The organism is Sphingobium fuliginis, from assembly GCF_004152845.1.
Classification (GTDB): domain Bacteria; phylum Pseudomonadota; class Alphaproteobacteria; order Sphingomonadales; family Sphingomonadaceae; genus Sphingobium; species Sphingobium fuliginis.
The window spans coordinates 411,686-427,076 of sequence record NZ_SEON01000002.1; the positions used below are offsets into that span (position 1 = coordinate 411,686).

Sequence of the window (15,391 nt, forward strand, 5' to 3'; positions counted from 1 at the left end):
CACACCCCAGTCATTTGCTTCAACCATGGGATCAAACACATAGTCAGGCCGCCGACGTCAGGCGATATAATATGACGCCGTGCGAGGCTATGTCAGCCTCCAGCCGGTTGGCCATGAGGCCCAGGTCGGCCTTCACCTCATTGGCCGTCAATTTCCCATGCTTCACCTCGCCAGGGCACATCCCACCACACCCCCTGAAATCTACCACACTTTCCACCACATTTTATCGAGGCTGTGGGTGAATAGTTGCGGACGTGACGGCCTCTGAAAGCCAGATTTTCCGCGGAAAACCGTGCCCTTCGGCGGGACACGCAGAAGCCAGCTTGCACCGCCAGTGCGACTTACTTTTAGGAAAAGGCCGTCCCCGTCACTATAGGTTCCGGGCTTGCCCAGTGCGGCTTTGACTTCATTGGCGGTCAGCTTGCCCATGTCAGTTCCCCACACAATGTGGGGACGCTTCCCCACACTTGGATTTCTCCCCACATCCCTCCCCACATTCTAGCGAGGCTGTGGGCGAATATCAACGGACACCGATGGATACATACGGCCTGAAAAGCCGCAGAAAACCGCGTCTTTTGGCGGTTGACTATGAACACTGAGGGATGGGTAAATGGCGGAGCGGGAGGGATTCGAACCCTCGATACGCTTTTGACGTATACTCACTTTCCAGGCGAGCGCCTTCGACCACTCGGCCACCGCTCCGCATTGCACTGGAGGCGGCTCCCTATCGTGCGTCGGCGCGCTAGGCAAGGGGATGCTTTACTTTCCTTTCCCTCCCATGCTTGATTGCAGCATGCAAATCCGTCCCTTCCCTTTCCTGGCCGCGCTTTTCCTGCCTTCCCCGGCGCTTGCCGCCGATGCGCCAGCCACCCCGTCCGCCATCGTCGCACAGGCGCCCGCCAGCGCATGGCAGGCCATCGCGGCCGATACGCTGCTGGTCATGACGGTCGAGGGCGACAAGCGCGTCGTCATCCAGCTCGCGCCCGATTTCGCGCCCGCCCACGTCGCCAATATCCGCGCACTCGCCCGCGCGGGCTGGTGGGATGGCGAAAGCGTCTACCGCGTGCAGGACAATTATGTCGCCCAATGGGGCGATGTGACCGAGAAGAAAGCCCTGCCCATCGGCATCGCCACGGACATCAGGGCGGATTATGCCCGCCCCCTCGCAGCCCTCAAGACGCCCGTGACACCCTTGCCCTATCCGGACGCCTATGCCCCGCGCACCGGCTTCATCAATGGCTGGCCGGTCGCGATCGACGAGGCGTCGGCCTGGCTGCCCCATTGCTATGCCATGGTCGGCGTGGCGCGGAACCTTTCCCCGGACACGGGAACCGGCGCCGAGCTTTATGCCGTGATCGGCCAGGCCCCGCGCCAGCTCGACCGCAATATCGCGGTCGTCGGCCGGGTGATCGAAGGCATGGACCTGCTCGCCAGCCTGCCGCGCGGCTCCGGCGATCTCGGCTTCTATGCCGCGGGGGAGAAGCGCCTGCCGATCCTCTCCGTCCGCCTCGCCAGCGACCTGCCGGAATCGCAGCGGCCACGCTATCAGGTGATGGACGTCGGCTCGCGGAGCTTTGCCGATTACCTTCGCCTGCGGGCGAACCGGAAGGACGATTTCTACGAGCGGCCCGCAGGCGGCGTCGACCTCTGCAACGCGCCGGTGCCGGTGCGGGAGGCGCCCTGAACGCTCATTCCGCCGCAACGGGCAAATTGCCGGAACGATGCCTATCTGACGGACATTACAGCTTCGCCGGCAAGGATGGAGAGGATGGTCATGATCGTAGGCACCGTCAGGGAGATCAAGAATCACGAATATCGCGTCGGCCTGACGCCGGAGAGCGTGCATGAGCTGACCGCCCACGGCCACCGCGTGCTGGTGGAAAGCGGCGCGGGGGAGGGGATCGGCGCGCATGACGGCCTCTACGCCCGCGCGGGTGCGGAGATCGTCGACGATCCGGCCGGCATCTTCGCGACGGCGGAGATGATCGTGAAGGTCAAGGAACCCCAGCCGGAGGAGCGCGCCCTGCTGCGCCCCGGCCAGATCCTCTACACCTATCTTCACCTGGCGCCCGATCCCGACCAGGCGCGGGAGTTGATGGCGTCGGGGGCGATCGGCATCGCCTATGAAACCGTGACGGACGCTCATGGCGGGCTGCCGCTGCTGAAGCCCATGAGCCAGGTTGCCGGACGCATGGCGATCCAGGCCGGCGCGACCGCGCTGGAAAAGGCGCATGGCGGGCGAGGCGTGCTGCTGGGCGGCGTGCCCGGCGTGTTGCCCGCGAAGGTGGCTGTGATCGGCGGCGGCGTGGTCGGCTTCAACGCGGCGCAGATGGCGGCGGGTCTGGGCGCGGACGTCACCATCCTCGACCGCAGCCCGGAAGTGCTGGAGCGGCTGGGCATTCATTTCGAGGCGCGGGCGAAGACGCGCTTTTCCAACCGCGCCAATCTGGCCGAATGCGTGGCGGAGGCGGACCTGGTGATCGGCGCCGTGCTGATCCCCGGCGCCGCCGCGCCCAAGCTGGTGTCGGCGGACATGCTGAAGACCATGAAGAAGGGCGCGGTGCTGGTGGACGTGGCGATCGACCAGGGCGGCTGCTTCGAGACCAGCCACCCCACCACCCATGACGACCCCACCTATATCGTCGAGGGCATCGTTCATTATTGCGTCGCCAACATGCCCGGCGCCGTGGCGCGGACCAGCACCTATGCGCTCAACAACGTGACCCTGCCCCATGCGCTGCGAATCGCCGACCTGGGATGGAACGAAGCGCTGCGGGCGGACCCGCATCTGCTCGCCGGGCTGAACGTGTGGAACGGGCAGATCACCTATCGGGCCGTGGCGGAGGCGCTGGGACTGCCCTACATCCCGGCGGAACAGGCGATCGGATAGGGGCTGAGGCGGCGCTCTGTTCGACAGTGGCTGCATTAAGCACAAAGCGCTCCTGCGAAGGCACTCATGAGAGCCCGGTTCAGGCGATGCGGCGTTCCACTGACGGCAGGACTCGGCTCCTGCCCTGGCGGCAGCATGTCGTGGTCAAAGGAAAGGGAGGGAGGCGACCACCCCCCCCCCCTGCCCTGTCAGTAAATCCCGCCCTGGTCCTGCAGGAAGTCGCTGTCGGTGCGCTGGCGGCGCTGGACAGTCGCTTCGATGCGGGCGGCGGCCTTGTCCTGGGCGGCGACCTCTTCCTTGCGGATCGAGCGGCGGGGTTCGGATTCGGGCTTGAACGCTTCCCAGATCACGGCGGGCTTGGGTTCGTCGGTCGGCCAGACGCCATAGACGCGCTTGCCCGAGCGGCGGTCGATCGTGACCATGCGGATGCCGGCCGGCGCGATGAAGGGCGTTTTGGGCATGGTTTCGAGGACCGGCGTCATCGCCGCCTTCCAGATCGGGGCGGCGACGCGGCCGCCCTGCGCCCAGCCGCCCAGGCTGCGCGGCTGGTCATAGCCGATATAGACGCCCGCGACGATGTCCGGCGATCCGCCGACGAACCAGACATTGGTCGGGCCGTTGGTGGTGCCGGTCTTGCCGAACAGCGGGCGCTTGAGGTCCGCCAGCACGGTGGCGGTGCCGCGCTGGATCACGCCTTCGGCGATGTGCACGACCTGATAGGCGGTCATGGGATTCATCACCTGCCGCCCCTCGAAGCCGAAGCGGGGCATGGGCTTGCCATCCCAATTGGCCATGTTGCAGCCGTCGCAGGCGCGCCAGCGCAGCGGCCAGATCACCTTGCCGCGCCGGTCCTGCACATAGTCCATCAGCTTGGGGCTGAGTTGCCGTCCCTGATTGGCGAGCATGGCATAGGCGTTCACCATCCGCTCCACCGTGGTTTCGCCCGCGCCCAGCGCGAAGGAGAGATAGGGCTGGTAATCCCCGATCCCCATCGCCTTGATGGTGCGCACGACACGGTCCATGCCGGTCTGGCTGGCGGCGCGCACGGTCATCAGGTTGCGCGACTGTTCGACGCCCCAGCGCATGGTCTGCGGCCCGGCGCTGCCGCCGGTGAAGTTGCGGAAGCATTTCTGGCCGAGGCCCGCGCCCTGATAGACGCATAAGGGACCATCGACGATGATCGAGGCCGGGGTCATGCCATTGTCCAGCGCGGCGGCATAGACGAAGGGCTTGATGGTCGATCCCGGCTGGCGCATCGCCTGCGTGGCTCGGTTGTAGGAGGAGAGACGGTTGTCGAAGCCGCCCTGCATGGCGCGGACGCGGCCTGAATGGGTTTCCTCCACCACCATGCCGCCGGAGACTTCGGGCACGTTGCGCAGCGCCCAGCTCGGTCCGTTGCGCGCCACCACGATCAGGTCGCCGGGCTTCATCGCGGCGAAGGCCGGGCTGCCCGTCTTGCGATAGGGCAGTTGCGCGGCGCCCGCGGGCAGCGTGCCGGTCGATCCATCGGAAAAGCCGATCTGCGCCGCGGAGGAATCCCGGCTGACGATCACGGCGACGCGCCATCCGGCATAGTCCACGTCGATATAGCTCGCCGCCAGCTCGCGCTTCCAGCCGCGATCCATGTCGATCCTAGCGACCGGCCCGGACCATCCCTTGCCCGCGTCGAAGCGCAACAGCCCGTTGCGCAACGCCGTCGTCGTCAGATCCTGTATCTTCGGATCATAGGGGCTGCGGACCCAAAGGCCGCCGGCATAGACGCTGTTGGGGCCATCCTCCGCCTTCTCCCCGAAAAGCTGGATCAGGCGGCGGCGCACCTCCTCCATATAATAGCCGCCGGCGCGGGCGTCGAAGCTGGAGCCGTGCGCGGCCACGGTGCCGAGCGGCTGGGCCTGCGCCTCGTTCCGCTGCGCCTCCGTGATCCAGCCATTTTTGTACATTTCGCCCAGCGCCCAGTCGCGGCGTTCGAGTGCGCGTTCGTGGCCGGTCGGGCTTTCCGGGCGATAATTGGCGGGCCCCTTGGGCAGGATCGCCAGATAGGCCATCTCATGCAGCTTGAGGTCGGCCACATCCTTGTCGAAATAGGCGCGCGCCGCCGCCTGCACGCCATAGGCGTTGCGGCCGAGGAATATCTGGTTGAGGTAGAGTTCCAGTATCTGCTGCTTCGAAAGCACCCCCTCCATGCGATAGGCGAGGATCATTTCCTTCACCTTGCGGGTGGGGGAATATTCGTCGCCGATCAGCAGGTTCTTCGCCACCTGCTGGGTGATGGTGGAGCCGCCGCGGGCGCGCTGGCCCGACCCGATCTTGGTCGCATAATCGAAAACCGCGCCGATGAAGCCGGGGATGTCGACGCCATGATGCTCGAAGAAGGTCTTGTCCTCCGCCGAAAGATAGGCGCGGATGAGGAGCGGCGGATAGTCGCTATACTGGAGCTGCACGCGCCGTTCGCGGGCATAGCTGTGGACCGGCTGTCCGTTGGTGTCGCGCACGATGGTCGGCAGGGGCGGTTCATATTCCAGCAGCGTCGCCGCATCGGGCAGCCCGCGCGCGAAGACCAGCCAGAACAGCGCATAGGCGAGGAGGAGACCGCCGAAACCGATCGCGATCCAGCGGAACCAGCGCTTGTCCCAATGGGGCCGGAGGCGTTCCCCAAAGCCGCTCGCGCCGCGGCGCAGGCGCTGAGCAAAGGACGATGCGGCGTATTTGGGGCGTGCCTCTTCCATGATGGTCGAGGCTGTAAGGTCAAAATGGGGGAAGCGCCAGAGTGGAATGCCCATGTGAGGCCGGACTGCGTTGGCGGCCCGGTCCTGATTGCCCAAGCGTCTTGCCGAACCTGTTTCAGCATGACGGCAAGACGGCAAGGACGGGCCTAACCGCCGTTACCGACCGCCAGCCTGCGGGCGAAATGCACTTCGATCGCGCGGGCGACGCCTTTGGCGATGTTGGCTTGGCCTGCCTTCGACGCCAGGAAAGCCGCGTCGGCGCTGTTGGAGAGATAGCCGGCCTCGAACAGCACCGACGGCGTGTCGGGCGCCTTCAGCACCATCAGCGAGGCGAAGCGGTGCGCCGTGCCGCGAAACGGCACATAGGGCGCCGCCTCGCGCTGGAGCAGCCGGGCGAAGGCCACCGAAAGGTTCATCGATTCCCGCTGCGTCAGGTCGATGAGGATCGAAGAGACATCGCTGGGCTGGCCACCCAAATTGACGCCGTTCAACACATCCGCCTTGTTTTCTCGCGCCGCCAGCCGGGCCGCCTCGCGGTCGGATGCGGTTTCGGACAAGGTGTAGACGGTCGCGCCGCGCGCCTGGTCGTCATCGGCCGAATCGGCGTGGATGGAGATGAACAGGTCCGCATTGAGCTGGCGCGCGATGCCGTAGCGCTCCTGCAGCACCAGGAACCGGTCGTCATTGCGGGTCAGCGCGACGCGGACGCGGCCCGAGCGCGCCAGTTGGTCGCGGATCGCCAGCGCGATGGCGAGCGTCACGTCCTTCTCGCGCTCGCCATTGTCGCGGTTCACGGCGCCCGGATCATGGCCCCCATGGCCGGCATCGATCACGACCAGCGGGCGGGATGCGTCGCGCGGTCCCTCCACCGGGGGCAAGGAAACGCCGCGCGCCACCGGCGGGATGGGAACGGTGATGCTGTGCAGGCGCTTCGCCGGACGGGGCGCCATATGCGCGGGCGCGTCGAAGCGCATGCTCGCCCGGTCGCCATGGAGCGGGTCGGCGGAAGTGGGGACGGCCGAAAGGATCATGCTTGCGAGCGCAAGACTTTGGAGCATGCGCCGCTTGTGCACCGCGCGGCCCGTCGCCGTCCAGCGCAATTTCATGCGCGCAGGCGAACGACAACCGAATGATGCGTCAAGCATTGCCGAACGGCAGGCTTAACACCATCTTCACACAAGGGGCGATAAACCGCCTGGCGCCATTCGGGTCGAAGTGGCGCGACGCGAAACAATATTTCCAGGAGCCGTTGCTCCTTGCCATTTTGACTGCTACCCATTCACATTCCTTGGAGACGCGCCTTTTCGGGCGACGTTCTTTCGGGGATATTCACGATGGCACCGGCGGGCGGCAACGCCCGGAACCGATGCACGAACAGGTTGACGCTGCATGAGGCATGATTTCCAATCCACGCTGAACCCGATCCCGGGCGATGCGGCGTGGTTGGTGGTGTCCGGCACATGGTCCGGCCCTGCCCCGGCAGCAGACACGCAATTTTCCATGCCAAACCGGGCGATGCAGCAACTCGCGCCGCCCCCTTACTATCGCGCGGCAGCCCGGCCCAGTGCCGTCGGCCGCCAGCGCCGGAGAACAATAAATGACAATGCGTATGCTGATCGATGCGCGCCACCGGGAAGAAACCCGGGTCGCGGTCGTCAAAGGTAACCGGATCGAGGAGTTCGACTTCGAATCGGCCGAGCACAAGCAGCTCAAGGGCAATATCTACCTCGCCAAGGTCACTCGCGTAGAACCGTCGTTGCAGGCGGCCTTCGTCGATTATGGCGGCAATCGGCACGGTTTCCTGGCTTTCAGCGAAATCCACCCCGACTATTATCAGATCCCCCGCGAGGACCGCGAAGCGCTGCTGCGCGAGGAACGCGCCCATGCGGAGGAAGAGGCCGCGCTGCGCGCCGAGGTCGAGGATGACGAGGATGTCGCCGCCGACGGCGGGCTGGAAGTCGTCGAGGCCACCCATCATCATGACGATGAGGATCATGGCGAGGAAACGGCCGAGAACGGCAATGGCGGCGATAACGGCAGGGGCCGCGGCCGTCGCGGCAAGGGCGACGATGCCGCCGACGAACTGCGCCGCAAGCGCATGGCGCTGCGCCGCCGCTACAAGATTCAGGACGTCATCAAGCGCCGCCAGGTGCTGCTGGTGCAGGTCGTCAAGGAGGAGCGCGGCAACAAGGGTGCGGCGCTGACCACTTACCTGTCGCTTGCCGGCCGTTATTGCGTGCTGATGCCCAACACCAGCCATGGCGGGGGCATTTCGCGCAAGATTTCGAACGCCGCCGACCGCAAGCGGCTGAAGTCGATCATCGCGGAGATGAACCTGCCCTCCACCATGGGCTGCATCGTCCGCACCGCGGGCCTCCAGCGCACCAAGCCGGAGATCAAGCGCGACTTCGACTATCTGGCGCGCCTGTGGGACGAAATCCGCGAGAAGACGCTGAAGTCGGACGCGCCCGCGCTGATCCACAATGACAGCGACCTCATCAAGCGGGCGATCCGCGACATCTACAACAAGGATATTGAAGAGGTCATCGTCGAGGGCGAATATGGCTATAAGGCGGCCAAGGACTTCATGAAGCTGCTGATGCCCAGCCATGCGCGCCGGGTGAAGCAATATGCCGACGCGGTGTCGCTGTTCCAGCGCGCCAGCGTCGAGGACCAGCTCGCGGCGATGTACAATCCCGTCGTTCAGCTCAAGTCCGGCGGCTATCTGGTCATCAATCCGACCGAGGCGCTGGTTTCGATCGACATCAACTCGGGCCGGTCGACCCGCGAGCATGGCATCGAGCAGACCGCTGTCGCCACCAATCTGGAAGCGGCGCGGGAGATTGCACGTCAGTTGCGCCTGCGCGACATGGCGGGCCTGGTCGTCATCGACTTCATCGACATGGAGATGAACTCCAACATCCGCAAGGTCGAGAAGGCGATGAAGGAGGCGCTGAAGGACGATCGCGCCCGTATCCAGGTCGGCCGGATCTCCGGCTTCGGCCTCATGGAAATGAGCCGCCAGCGGCTGCGCACCGGCGTGCTGGAAGCATCGACCCGCCAGTGCCCGCATTGCGAAGGCACGGGGCTGGTCCGCACCGCTTCGTCGGCCGGCCTCAGCGCGCTGCGCATGCTGGAAGAGGAGGCGGCGCGCGGTCGCGGCAGCCTGATCACGCTGCGGGCGAGCCAGGAAGCGGCCTTCTACGTGCTCAACAACAAGCGCCGGGAGCTGGACGAGATCGAGCAGCGCTATGGCGTGCGCATCGCGATCCTGCCCGATGGCGAGGTCGAAGGCGCGCGCATGTCGGTCGAGGCCAGCGGGCCGCGTCCGGAGCGGGTGGTGGACTATACTCCGATCGCGGAAGAGGATGACGATCTCGACGTCATCGAGGAACTGGACGAGGAAGAGATCGAGGAAGTCGACGCCGCGCAGGAGGAACGCGCCGAGCGGGGCGAGGATCGCGGTGATGATCGGGAAGGAGGCGGCCGTCGCCGTCGCCGCCGTCGTCGCCGTCGCGGCGGTCAGCGCGACGAGCATCGCGCCGAGTCGGAGACCCAAGGCGAGGCTGGCGAGGACGCCGACAGCGCTGAAGAGGAAGCCGAGATCGAGGGCGAGACCGAGGCTGTTCTGGCCGAAGCCGCCGCCGAAGCGGAGGGCGAAGGCCGTCGCCGTGGCCGTCGGGGCCGCCGGGGCGGACGCCGCCGCCGCGAAGCCGGCGAGGAAGCGGTGAGCGAAGGCTCGGTTGCAAGCGAGGAAGCCGTCGAGGCCGAAGTCGTTCAGGAGCCCGTGGCGGAAGCAACGCCCGAAGCCCCTGCCGAGGAAGAAGCGCCCAAGACCCGCCGCCGCCCCCGTGCACGCAAGGCGAAGGAAAGCGCCGCGCCTGCCGCCGAAGCGGTGGAAGCCGTTGCGGTCGAAGCTCCTGTGGAAACGCCCGTCGAAGCCGTGCCGGAAGCCGCCGCCGCCGAAGAGGCGCCGGCCAAGCCCAAGCGCACGCGCCGCAAGAAGGCCGATCCGGTAGCGGAGGAAGCCGCTGCTGCCGAGGCTGCACCGGCAGCGCCCGCCGCCGAAGAGGCGCCGGCCAAGCCCAAGCGCACGCGTCGCAAGAAGGCCGATCCGGTGGTCGAGGAAGCCGTTGCCGCCGAGACCGCGTCATCCGTTGAAACGCCCGTCGAGGCCGTTCCATCCGATGAGGCTGCGGAGACGCTCATCGTGAACGGAGAAGCCGAAGCGGCAGACGAAGGTGACGATGGCGCGCCGCGCCGCGGCTGGTGGCAGCGCACCTTCGGCCAGTAAGCCGACAGGCGATGGAAAGACGCCGCTGTCTTGCCGCTTCGGGCGGCCGGACGGCGGCGTTTTCATTTTCCCCCGGCGGGATTTTGCAGCTATTTCAGGACCTTCTTTCTTCATGGAGGGAGATGGGAAGCTTTGGCGACGAAGGAGCCGGGGCTGATCTGGATGAGAGGGGAGCGGGCCTGCGGCCCACGCGATCCTTGGATCGCACCCCCCTTACCCAGCTACGACTAGGCAGCAAGCTGCCAAGTCTGCGCAGCCCTCTCCCTCCAGGGAGAGGGATAAAGTGGGTGTTCGCTTCCCGCCAAAGCCCCTATTGGACCTGCCGCTTTATGGGCTACATAACGCCTTTCAGTTGCCGTTCATCCCCTGGACGGCATTGACAGTCAGCGATGGAGCCTTTTCCCCTGCCCCGCACCGCCCCTGCACGCCGAACCATCCTCGCATGACCGCGCGCTGGCTTCGTTTCGCGGCCATCGCCGCCGCATCGCTCGCCCTTTTGTCGCGCCCGGCCGCGGCGCAGCAGATCCTGCGGGACGCGGAGACAGAGGCGTTCATGGCCGACATGTCAGCGCCGCTGGTCGAGGCGGCCGGCATGGAGCCGCGCAATGTCCAGGTGCTGGTCATCAACGATCCCAATATTAACGCCTTCGTGGCGGGCGGCCAATATGTCTGGGTGCATAGCGGGCTGATCGCGGCCGCCGACAATGTGAACCAGGTGCAGGGCGTGGTCGCGCATGAACTCGGCCATATCGAGGGCGGCCATGTCATCCGTTACGGGGAGGGGATGAAGGAGGCGACCGGCATCACCCTGCTCAGCCTGGTGCTGGGCGCGGCGGCGATCGCGGCGGGCGGCGCGGAAGCGGGCATGGGCATATTGGGCATGGGGCAGCAGGCGGCGATGGGCAAGTTCCTGGCCTTTTCGCGGGCGCAGGAAAGCTCCGCCGACCTTGCCGGCGCGCGCTATCTCAGCAAGGCGGGGGTTTCGGGCAAGGGCAGCCTGGAATTCTTCAAGAAGCTGCAGAACCAGGAATATCGCCTCGCCATTCCGCAGGACGACAGTTACGGCCGCACCCACCCCCTTTCAGGCGAGCGCATCAATGTGCTGCGGGAAGTCTATACGGTCGATCCCGCCTGGGACAAGCCGATGGACCCGAAGCTGGAGGCGCGGTTCGAAAGGATCAAGGCGAAGCTGGTGGGCTTCGTGTCGGAACCCAGCCAGACCCTGCTCAAATATCCCGAAAGCGACCAGTCGCTGCCGGCGCATTATGCCCGCGCCTATGCCTGGCACAAGAGCGCCTATCCGGACAAGGCGCTGGCGGAGGTCGACGCCCTGCTGGCCGCCGCGCCGCACGATCCCTATTTTCTGGAACTGAAGGGGCAGGTGCTGCTGGAAAGCGGCAAGCCCGCCGACGCCATCCCGCCGCTGCGGGAGGCCGTGCAGCTCACCAACCAGCCGCTGATCGCCACGCTGCTGGGCCATGCGCTGATCGCGACGGAAAATGACGCGAATTTCGCGGAGGCGGAGAAGGTGCTGCGCAACGCCATTGCGCGGGACCGGGAAAATCCCTTCGCCTGGTACCAGTTGGGCGTGGTCTATGAACATCGCGGCGACCTACCCCGTGCCGCGCTGGCGACGGCGGAACGCTATTCGATGATGGGCGAGGATCAGATGGCGCTGCGCAGCGCCGACGCCGCGATGCAGGGATTGAAGCCGGGCACGGTTGACTATCTGCGCGCGCAGGATATCGCCATGGTTTCCCGCGCAGCCGTCGAGCAGAAGCGAAAGAAACGATGACAGATCAAAGGCGGCCCAGCTTTCGCGCAGCGCTTTCCAACAGGACCATCATGATGACCCTTGGCGTTTTCGCCTTCATCGCCGCCACCGCGACGGGCGCGGCGCTCGGCACCCAGAGCACGGGCCGCGTCGACGCCGGAGACAAGGCCGCCATCGAGCAGATCGTGCACGACTATATCCTGGAACATCCCGAGATCATCCCGCAGGCGGTCGAGAAGCTGCAGGCGAAGCGGATGTCGGGCATGATCGACGCCAGTCGCAAGACGATCGAGACCCCCTATGCCGGCGCGTGGGAAGGGGCCGCCAATGGCGATGTGACCGTGGTCGAATTTTTCGACTATGCCTGCGGCTATTGCCGGGCGTCGCTGCCCGATCTCGCCAGGCTGGTGGGTGAGGACAAGAGGGTGAAGGTCGTCTATCGCGAACTGCCGATCCTGTCCGACGAGAGCATCGATGCCGCGAAGGTGTCGCTGCTGGCGGCGGAGAAGAACCAGTATATGCCCTTCCACCGGGCGCTCTATGCAGCGGGCAAGGTAACGCATGAGACGATCCTCGCGGCGGCGGCGAAGGTCGGGATCGACGCGAAGGCGGCGCAGGCGGCGATCGCGGGGGGCAGATATGATGCGGAGATCCAGTCCAATATCGGGCTGGCGCAGAAACTGCAGGCAAGCGGCACGCCGACCTTCGTTATCGGGGGTCAGGTGCTGAATGGGGCCGTGGGCTATGACGCCCTGAAGGCCGCGGTGGCGTCGGCGCGGGGGAAGTAAGCGGCGGCTTCCGCGCGGTTTGCTGACCTTCCGCTTTCCTTGAAGCGCACCCCATGAAGCGCACCGTGCTCCTGCGAAGCACTCGAATGAGACAGGCGGCTCATGAGAGCCAGGTTCCCACGGTATGATGATCCACGGACGGCAGCGCTCGACCGGAATCCGACATCGCGCTGAACCGTCCTCGAAACCATCACGACCTTCTCCTCCGCCATTGACTCGCCTCTCCCTTTTGCCTATCGGACGCCCCCTGACATGCGGCCGCCCGCCCGGCGGCCCTTTTTTGTCACGCCCGATTCTTTTAGTTTTTTGAGGAATGAACGATGAAGCGCACCTATCAGCCGAGCAATCTGGTTCGGAAGCGCCGTCACGGTTTCCGCGCTCGCATGGCGACCCCCGGCGGCCGCAACGTGCTGCGCGCTCGTCGTGCACGCGGCCGCAAGAGCCTGAGCGCCTGAACGACGCGCCGCTTGAGCGCGCGCCTGCGGTCATGACCCGGCGCGCTGATTTTCTGGCGGCGAATCGCGGGCGGCGCGCGCCCATGCCAGGCTTTGTCCTGTTGGTGCGCGAACGCGGCGACGGCGATCCGGCGATGCGGTACGGCATCACGGTCACGAAAAAGATTGGCGGCGCTGTCATCCGCAACCGGATGAAGCGCCGCTTTCGCGTTCTGGCGCGGGATCTGTTGCCGGCGCATGGCATAGCCGGAGCGGATCATGTGCTGATCGGGCGCGCCGAGGGGATCGAGCGCGACTTCGGCCTGCTTCGCCGGGAGCTGGAAAAGGCGCTGGGCAAGGTGATGAGCCGGCCTGTTGATGAGGCGCCGCGCAGGAAGGGGCGGCCTTCCCCTCCGAAAGACACGGCACCCCTGCGCAGGCAGGAACCCGGGGTCGCGACGGAAGGCAGCGGCGGAACGGGCTTCCCGCCCTCGCAGGAACATGGCAGGGGCAGACATGGCAGGGACAGGCCGTGATCGCCCGCCTTTTCATCCTGATCGCGCGCTTCTGGCAGCTTGGGCCTTCGCGCATTTTGCCTCCTTCCTGCCGCTATGCGCCCTCCTGTTCCGAATATGCGATTCAGGCGATCGGCAAATATGGTGCGGTGAAGGGTAGCTGGCTGGCCACGAAGCGGCTAATGCGATGCCACCCATGGGGCGGTTCGGGTTACGATCCGGTCCCCTGATACGAATTTCGAGATACGGCGGAGCCGACAAGCGTGGACGACAAGAAGAATATCATCCTGGCGGTGCTGCTGACCGCGGCGATCCTGTTCGGCTGGCCCTATGTCGCCAAATATTTCTTCCCCGCCGCCAATCCGCCGGCCACGAAGATCGAGGGCGGCAAGACCACGCCGCTCACCCCGTCCGGCGCCGCCCCCGCGGCGGAAGGGTCCGCTGCGGTCCGCGACCTGGCGCTGGCGCTGAAGGACAGCCCGCGCGTGCCCATCCGCACGCCCAAGATCACCGGATCGATCAACCTGAAGGGCGCGCGCATCGACGACATCGTGCTGCCGACCTACAAGGAAACGATCGCCAAGGCGTCGCCGGCCATTCGCCTCTACAGCCCCAGCGGCACCCGGCACGCCTATTTCGCCGGCTTCGGCTGGCAGGGCGAAGGGGTGAAGACCCCGGACGGCAGCACGCTGTGGACGGCGTCGGCCAAGGAACTGACCCCGTCCAGCCCGGTCACGCTGACGTGGAACAATGGCGCGGGCCAGACCTTCGAGATCCGCTATTCCATCGACGAAAATTACATGATCACCGCGCAGCAGAAGGTGTCGAACAGCGGCGCCGGCGCGGTGGGCGTCAAGAGCTACGGCTATGTCAGCCGGGCGACTCCCTCGGCCGATCCCGACACCTGGACGATCCATGTCGGCCCGATGGGGGTGTTCAACGGCGCGGCCAATTATGACGTGAACTACAAGGATCTGGAAAAGGGTCCGGCGACGCAGAGCTTCCAGTCGACCGGCGGCTGGATCGGCTTCACCGACAAATATTGGCTCTCCGCCCTGATTCCCGACCAGAAGGCCGCCTTCACCGGCCAGATGCGTAAAGGTGCCGGCACGCAGTTCCAGACCGACGTGTCGCTGGCCCCCATCATGGTCGCGCCGGGCAAGGCAGTGACGCAGACCAACCGGCTGTTCGTCGGCGCCAAGGAGGTGAAGACGCTGGAAGCCTATCAAGACGCCGGCGTTCCGCTGTTCGACCGGGCGATCGACTGGGGCTGGTTCTACTGGTTCGAAAAGCCGATCTTCGCCCTGCTCCACTGGCTGTTCGAGCATATCGGCAATTTCGGCGTGGCGATCATCTGCCTGACCTTCGTGGTGCGCGGCCTGATGTTCCCCGTCGCCCAGCGCCAGTTCGCCAGCATGGCGGCGATGCGCGCGGTGCAGCCCAAGATGAAGGCGCTGCAGGAGAAATATAAGGACGACAAGCCCAAGCTCCAGCAGGAGATGATGGAGCTCTACAAGCGCGAGAAGGTGAATCCGCTCGCGGGCTGTCTGCCGATCTTCATCCAGATCCCGATCTTCTTCGCGCTCTACAAGGTGCTGCAGCTCACCATCGAAATGCGCCACCAGCCCTTCGTGTTGTGGATCAAGGATCTGAGCGCGCCCGATCCGCTGCACATCGTCAACCTGTTCGGCCTGTTGCCCTTCACCCCGCCCGCCTTCCTGGGGATCGGCGTGCTGGCGCTGCTGCTGGGCATCAGCATGTACTTCCAGTTCAAGCTGAACCCGGCGCAGATGGACCCGATGCAGCAGCAGGTGTTCGCGATCATGCCGTGGATGATGATGTTCATCATGGCGCCCTTCGCGGCGGGCCTGCTGGTTTACTGGATCACCAACAACTGCCTGTCGATGTTGCAGCAATGGTGGCTCTACAAGCGCCACCCGCAACTCAGCGCAGCGACCGCGAAATAAGGC

Annotated in this window: 11 protein-coding genes, 1 tRNA gene and 1 pseudogene; 9 read left to right on the forward strand and 4 right to left on the reverse strand. The window is 65.6% G+C overall.

What is annotated here, in order from left to right; translation table 11 throughout:
• Window positions 1–201: 201 nt before the first annotated feature.
• Both EWH10_RS22220 and EWH10_RS06870 read right to left on the reverse strand, forming a co-directional pair.
• Window positions 202–429: an Arm DNA-binding domain-containing protein gene (locus EWH10_RS22220; RefSeq protein WP_083198967.1), complete on the reverse strand. Its 228-nt coding sequence runs from the start codon at window positions 427–429 to the stop codon at window positions 202–204.
• Window positions 430–611: 182 nt separating this feature from the next.
• Window positions 612–702, reverse strand: a tRNA-Ser gene (locus tag EWH10_RS06870).
• A 52-nt stretch (window positions 703–754) separates the two neighbouring features.
• Between EWH10_RS06870 and EWH10_RS06875 the strand changes: the two genes are divergently transcribed.
• Entirely contained in the window at window positions 755–1,684 is a 930-nt protein-coding gene (locus EWH10_RS06875; protein ID WP_083198966.1) for a peptidylprolyl isomerase, read from the forward strand.
• Window positions 1,685–1,774: 90 nt separating this feature from the next.
• Entirely contained in the window at window positions 1,775–2,890 is a 1,116-nt protein-coding gene (ald, locus tag EWH10_RS06880) for an alanine dehydrogenase (RefSeq protein WP_025551745.1), read from the forward strand.
• A 188-nt stretch (window positions 2,891–3,078) separates the two neighbouring features.
• Here ald and EWH10_RS06885 read toward each other — a convergent pair whose 3' ends face one another.
• Both EWH10_RS06885 and EWH10_RS06890 read right to left on the reverse strand, forming a co-directional pair.
• Entirely contained in the window at window positions 3,079–5,616 is a 2,538-nt protein-coding gene (locus EWH10_RS06885) for a penicillin-binding protein 1A (protein ID WP_044663028.1), read from the reverse strand.
• 146 nt (window positions 5,617–5,762) lie between these two features.
• Window positions 5,763–6,761, reverse strand: coding sequence for an N-acetylmuramoyl-L-alanine amidase family protein (locus EWH10_RS06890; RefSeq protein ID WP_083199152.1), 999 nt, complete (start codon window positions 6,759–6,761; stop codon window positions 5,763–5,765).
• A gap of 452 nt (window positions 6,762–7,213) precedes the next feature.
• Here EWH10_RS06890 and EWH10_RS06900 point away from each other — a divergent pair, with 452 nt between their 5' ends.
• The 7 genes and pseudogenes from EWH10_RS06900 to yidC all read left to right on the forward strand — a co-directional run bounded on the left by EWH10_RS06900 (window position 7,214) and on the right by yidC (window position 15,388).
• Entirely contained in the window at window positions 7,214–9,910 is a 2,697-nt protein-coding gene (locus tag EWH10_RS06900; RefSeq protein ID WP_044661521.1) for an Rne/Rng family ribonuclease, read from the forward strand.
• Between the two features lie 442 nt (window positions 9,911–10,352).
• Window positions 10,353–11,705 (forward strand): M48 family metalloprotease, encoded by a 1,353-nt coding sequence (locus tag EWH10_RS06905; protein WP_044661520.1) that lies wholly within the window; start codon window positions 10,353–10,355, stop codon window positions 11,703–11,705.
• A complete protein-coding gene (locus tag EWH10_RS06910) occupies window positions 11,702–12,472 on the forward strand; it encodes a DsbA family protein (RefSeq protein WP_044661519.1) in 771 nt (256 codons plus the stop codon). Before EWH10_RS06905 ends, EWH10_RS06910 begins: the two co-directional genes overlap by 4 nt.
• Before the next feature lie 320 nt (window positions 12,473–12,792).
• Window positions 12,793–12,927: a 50S ribosomal protein L34 gene (gene rpmH / locus EWH10_RS06915; RefSeq protein WP_007683189.1), complete on the forward strand. Its 135-nt coding sequence runs from the start codon at window positions 12,793–12,795 to the stop codon at window positions 12,925–12,927.
• Between the two features lie 32 nt (window positions 12,928–12,959).
• A pseudogene (rnpA, locus tag EWH10_RS06920) lies at window positions 12,960–13,334 on the forward strand (ribonuclease P protein component); the annotation flags it as partial.
• 104 nt (window positions 13,335–13,438) lie between these two features.
• Entirely contained in the window at window positions 13,439–13,651 is a 213-nt protein-coding gene (gene yidD, locus EWH10_RS06925; protein WP_025551802.1) for a membrane protein insertion efficiency factor YidD, read from the forward strand.
• Window positions 13,652–13,684: 33 nt separating this feature from the next.
• Window positions 13,685–15,388 carry a membrane protein insertase YidC gene (gene yidC, locus EWH10_RS06930; protein ID WP_044661518.1) on the forward strand — a complete coding sequence of 568 codons (1,704 nt, stop codon included), beginning with the start codon at window positions 13,685–13,687 and terminating at the stop codon, window positions 15,386–15,388.
• The last annotated feature ends 3 nt before the right edge of the window (window positions 15,389–15,391 follow it).

Excerpts from the sequence above, each read along its gene's own strand:
- EWH10_RS06890 (WP_083199152.1), bottom strand. The coding sequence starts at position 6,761 with ATGCTTGACGCATCATTCGGTTGTCGTTCGCCTGCGCGCATGAAATTG.
- EWH10_RS06900 (WP_044661521.1), top strand. The coding sequence starts at position 7,214 with ATGACAATGCGTATGCTGATCGATGCGCGCCACCGGGAAGAAACCCGG.
- EWH10_RS06875 (WP_083198966.1), top strand. The coding sequence starts at position 755 with ATGCTTTACTTTCCTTTCCCTCCCATGCTTGATTGCAGCATGCAAATC.
- EWH10_RS06885 (WP_044663028.1), bottom strand. The coding sequence starts at position 5,616 with ATGGAAGAGGCACGCCCCAAATACGCCGCATCGTCCTTTGCTCAGCGC.
- EWH10_RS22220 (WP_083198967.1), bottom strand. The coding sequence starts at position 429 with ATGGGCAAGCTGACCGCCAATGAAGTCAAAGCCGCACTGGGCAAGCCC.
- EWH10_RS06905 (WP_044661520.1), top strand. The coding sequence starts at position 10,353 with ATGACCGCGCGCTGGCTTCGTTTCGCGGCCATCGCCGCCGCATCGCTC.
- rpmH (WP_007683189.1), top strand. The coding sequence starts at position 12,793 with ATGAAGCGCACCTATCAGCCGAGCAATCTGGTTCGGAAGCGCCGTCAC.
- EWH10_RS06910 (WP_044661519.1), top strand. The coding sequence starts at position 11,702 with ATGACAGATCAAAGGCGGCCCAGCTTTCGCGCAGCGCTTTCCAACAGG.
- ald (WP_025551745.1), top strand. The coding sequence starts at position 1,775 with ATGATCGTAGGCACCGTCAGGGAGATCAAGAATCACGAATATCGCGTC.